At 50.0% G+C, this 3,004-nt stretch carries 6 protein-coding genes; all 6 read right to left on the minus strand.

The annotated features are described in order from the left end of the window. The coding region (locus tag PHI12_14535) for a hypothetical protein (GenBank protein ID MDD5512002.1) at nucleotides 1–245 on the minus strand (245 nt) is incomplete at its 3' end. Further along, nucleotides 245–1,816 (minus strand): phage tail tape measure protein, encoded by a 1,572-nt coding sequence (locus PHI12_14540; protein ID MDD5512003.1) that lies wholly within the window; start codon nucleotides 1,814–1,816, stop codon nucleotides 245–247. The genes PHI12_14535 and PHI12_14540, both read right to left, overlap by 1 nt. A 1-nt stretch (nucleotide 1,817) precedes the next feature. Further along, nucleotides 1,818–2,159: a hypothetical protein gene (locus PHI12_14545; GenBank protein ID MDD5512004.1), complete on the minus strand. Its 342-nt coding sequence runs from the start codon at nucleotides 2,157–2,159 to the stop codon at nucleotides 1,818–1,820. Beyond that, the gene (locus PHI12_14550; GenBank protein MDD5512005.1) at nucleotides 2,156–2,470 is read right to left on the minus strand and encodes a hypothetical protein; all 315 of its coding nucleotides are present in this window, start codon (nucleotides 2,468–2,470) and stop codon (nucleotides 2,156–2,158) included. The genes PHI12_14545 and PHI12_14550 overlap by 4 nt, the downstream gene beginning before the upstream one ends. Next, nucleotides 2,458–2,772, minus strand: coding sequence for a hypothetical protein (locus PHI12_14555; GenBank protein ID MDD5512006.1), 315 nt, complete (start codon nucleotides 2,770–2,772; stop codon nucleotides 2,458–2,460). The genes PHI12_14550 and PHI12_14555 overlap by 13 nt, the downstream gene beginning before the upstream one ends. Next, nucleotides 2,769–3,004, minus strand: a 236-nt coding sequence (locus PHI12_14560) for a hypothetical protein (GenBank protein MDD5512007.1), incomplete at its 5' end; no start/stop codon positions are given. The genes PHI12_14560 and PHI12_14555, both read right to left, overlap by 4 nt.

A 3,004-nucleotide genomic window follows, 5' to 3' on the forward strand; every position in this document is an offset into this window, starting at 1 on the left:
TTGATTCGCTTGCCCGGTAAGACATTCGGGTAATAGTCCCCGGCGGCGTTATTCGGCCAGTAGTTACCGGATGAATTTTTAAGTACCAGATACACCGTCCCTGCTTCGATACGATCTAAGAAGTGCTGTCTGCCCCGTTCAATAGAAAAGGACATCACATCAGCAGAAACATCTGTCCATGTCGGGGTATCTGCGAAGGGGTCAGTAGCGAAGGCTATTCTAACTACTATAGTCGGTCTGGCCATTATACCCCCGTGTCATAATTGCGTCGTTTGGTCTTGATTAGTTCGTTCCTGATTACCTCGGCCAAGTCGTGCTCGGCCCATACCGAGCCCTGCACATAGACATTCACGTTTGGCATACCGCCCTCACCGAGAAACATCTCCCCGCCATGTGCCATAATCGGAACTGGCTGACCAATGGGCCCGGGGACGATCCCGCCGTGCTGATACGATTTTAGTTCCGGCGCGAAATACTCTGTAACCTGTGGTTCCTTAGAGGCATCAACTATCAAGGGATTCTCGGCGGTAATCTGTTTTGCTCCGCTATTTCCCAAGAGATTACCCATTGTCAGTCCCAGACCCAGAAGGATGCCGCCAGCGACAGCTAACATCGTCCACCCTGCAGGGCCGGACAAAGCAAGGACAACAGCCTTCATAATAGCGACCATCTTTAAGACCAGTAACAGACCTCCCAGAGCAAGTCCTAATTTAATGATGGTATCTATTAACCGCGGATTAGCTTCAATCCAGTTTGCTATGCCCTTGACGATAGGTGTTATCATACCCATTACCTTGACCAGCATAGGGAGAAACGCCTCTCCTAACTCAGCAGCGGCCAGTGTAATCTGATTCTTTAATTCCTTGAATTTATCCCCGGTTGTTTCTGTGGATTCAGCAAACTCATCAACCGACCCCTGCGCTTCAATGATAGCCGCCTTCAATTCGGTAAACTCAAAGTTCCCGGCCCGAATCGCATCCACTAAAGTCACCGCGCCCCGGGATCCGAAAACGTCGGTAGCAACATTAAGTGCTTCCTCGGCTGTGGTGGCCTCTTTAATCTGCTGGACAGTCTCTACAAAAGCAGAGGCAATATTGCGTCCCTGATCAGCAAAGTTACGCGCCGCCATTGACAGCGCCATCATAGTGGCCTCGCCCCTGATACCAGCTTTCTCGAATCCTGCCATCAGGACGATAGCATCATCCAGATTAAGGCCAACACTCCGCAGGAAAGCGCCCTGCACGTTAAGCTGTGATGATAAGTTATCTATCCCTATTCCCGTCTTTTGGGATGCGACGAATAACTTATCAAGTAACAATGACGCTTCAGCATTAGGAATATTCCACGCGTTCATTGTCTTGGTTAGCTCGATTGCGGCATTGGTAGCGTCCACACCCATCATGTCAGCTACCTCTGCGATCTTCCCGGCCAGCTTGGTTAGTTCATCCCCGGTAATCCCCAAGCGGGTGTTTAGTTCGGTAATGATTCCCGCCGTATCCGATAGACTAATTTCAACAGACCCGCCGACATCCTTAAAGACCTTTTTCAGGTCTTCCATGTCTTGCCCGGTAGCACCCGTCCCGGCCTGTATCTTGGCGTAAAGTTCCTCCATGTCCATGGCCGCCTTGATAGAAAAGCCAGCAATAGCAAGACCGACCCCGGCCACGGCCAACTGGATCATCTTCATCTGGGAGCCGAACTTAGTCGCAAAGGCACCGGTACTAGCCTCGGCTGTAGCGAATCCTTTGGTCAGCCCGGTTGTGTCGGCACTAATCTTGACAAATAATTGCTCTAGGACATTCGATCCTAACGCCATATCATTCCACCTTGTTTAAGGCTTTCTTTGTGTTATCACTCAGGTTAATGGTTAACGCCTTGACAGCCTGACCGCTTAACCTTTCGTAATCATCTATTGAGTAGAGTCTGCCAATGTCGGCCTTTGATAGTTCGGGGTAGTTATCTTGAAGCAGAGCATAAAGGATAGAAAGTAATGTTGAATGAGGTCTTTTGCTTAGTAGTTGTGGAACCTTGTCTACCCCTTCCCCGAACTCGTCCTCACAATGAGCCAGCACATTGGCGTTTAGAGGGGATAGCTCATATTCCCTGCTCCCCAGTTGTACCTTGATTGGTTCGTCCTTTTTCCTTAGTTCGTCCGTCATATTACCCCCTTTGGTATCTTGATTCCCTTCTCTTTAGCCATCACCCATACAGACGTTTCAGCTCCTTTCCTTTGTGGAGCCTGACCGATAAAGTCTGTAGACCTGAATTTCCTTTTACCCTGTGCCGATGCCCAGTTAGCCAGCACCATAGCGAAGTTGGCCGACATCTTGTAATCATCAAGGGCTTTCTGGTAGCGTAATTCCTCGACAAGGGCGTTTAGTTTACGGAGAGGGAGCCTGCCCACTAGCTCACTGGCATACTCCAAAGTCCAGCCGAACTCCCTCATTAAAAAGACGATTAGTTCGTCCATATCATCTCAATAGGTGTATTAATTAGTTTGTTAACCGGAGCCTCAGGAAGAGTACAGACAACCTCATGAGAGTTAACCAGTACCAGTTTGCCGTGTGTTGCCTGATAGAACTCGGCCTGGTATTTACTCCCTGAAGGAATGGCGCAGAGCCAGTATTTATCGGCTGACGCTTTGCACGTGTCTACCTTGTTTTTCTGCCAGCCGGTTGTGTTCAGGGGTTTAATGCGGAGATTAATCTCCCATGAGGTAAACCCGGCAATCTGCTCTCCGTTCTGCTTTAGGACTCCAAGCTCACCTGTCATGCCCAGGGCATCTCCAGCGCCCCGGCGCCGGTAAAGTCGTATGAGTAAGTAACCACGCCGTCAAAGGCCACGTTAGCATGGACACCGGTTATGATGGCATCACCCAAGAAATACTGGCCGTTGGTGCTTGATTCACCGAGAGCCAGAATAACCTCGGAGCCGATAGCCAAAGGCGCTCCATCCTTATATCCCTCGAAGGTTCCCGTCCACCCGGTACACCCGGCCACATAGT

Source organism: Dehalococcoidales bacterium, from assembly GCA_028716225.1.
Classification (GTDB): Bacteria; Chloroflexota; Dehalococcoidia; order Dehalococcoidales; family UBA5760; genus UBA5760.

Bases quoted from the DNA above. Each gene is read 5' to 3' on its own strand.
- PHI12_14540 (MDD5512003.1), bottom strand. From the start codon at position 1,816: ATGGCGTTAGGATCGAATGTCCTAGAGCAATTATTTGTCAAGATTAGT.
- PHI12_14550 (MDD5512005.1), bottom strand. From the start codon at position 2,470: ATGGACGAACTAATCGTCTTTTTAATGAGGGAGTTCGGCTGGACTTTG.
- PHI12_14555 (MDD5512006.1), bottom strand. From the start codon at position 2,772: ATGACAGGTGAGCTTGGAGTCCTAAAGCAGAACGGAGAGCAGATTGCC.
- PHI12_14545 (MDD5512004.1), bottom strand. From the start codon at position 2,159: ATGACGGACGAACTAAGGAAAAAGGACGAACCAATCAAGGTACAACTG.